The organism is Vibrio sp. 1249-1, from assembly GCF_033340495.1.
In genome coordinates this window covers 1-565 of record NZ_JAWOWJ010000942.1, presented here as the reverse complement: position 1 = coordinate 565, position 565 = coordinate 1, and the positions used below count along the sequence as shown (strand labels likewise).

The following is a 565-nucleotide window of genomic DNA, read 5'->3' as shown; positions in this document are numbered from 1 at the left end:
TTCTCTAAAGCAATAAGTCTCTTTTTGAAGTTCTCAAGATCGTTTCTAAGCCAGATTGAGCGGACACCACTTGGAGAGATAAACACGCCTAGCTTTCGCAGCTCATTGCTTGTTCTCACTTGGCCGTGTGCGGGGAAATCAATCGCGTACTTTAAAACCGCTTGTTCAGTTTCATTGTCGACACGATTTTTAAGGTTTGGTGCTCTTCGACTTTGGTTAATCAATGCGTCAACACCACCTGTTTCAACCAGCTCTTGATAACGGTAGAAAGTGTCTCTTGATACACCCATAACCTTACAGGCTCTTGATACATTGCCAAGTTCTTCTGCAAGATTGAGAAGACCAGCTTTGTGTTTGATGATTGGATTGCTAGTATGAAGCATGAGAGTTACCTCTTAGTTTCTTTGATTTCGGATTAAGCACCTTTAATCAAAGTGGGTAACTCTCTTCTTTTCAAATTGAAGTGTCAGATCTAGTCGGAACTGAAGACTAAAAATTAAAATACGGAAACAAGCCCAAGAACATACGAACATTAGCCCTAAACATTCTGCTTTAGCTGCGCTTT

Annotated in this window: 1 protein-coding gene; it reads right to left on the bottom strand. The window is 40.7% G+C overall.

The annotated features are described in order from the left end of the window. A partial coding sequence (locus R7Z50_RS29825) for a helix-turn-helix domain-containing protein (protein ID WP_318150056.1) occupies positions 1-383 on the bottom strand: 383 nt, incomplete at its 3' end. Positions 384-565: the final 182 nt, after the last annotated feature.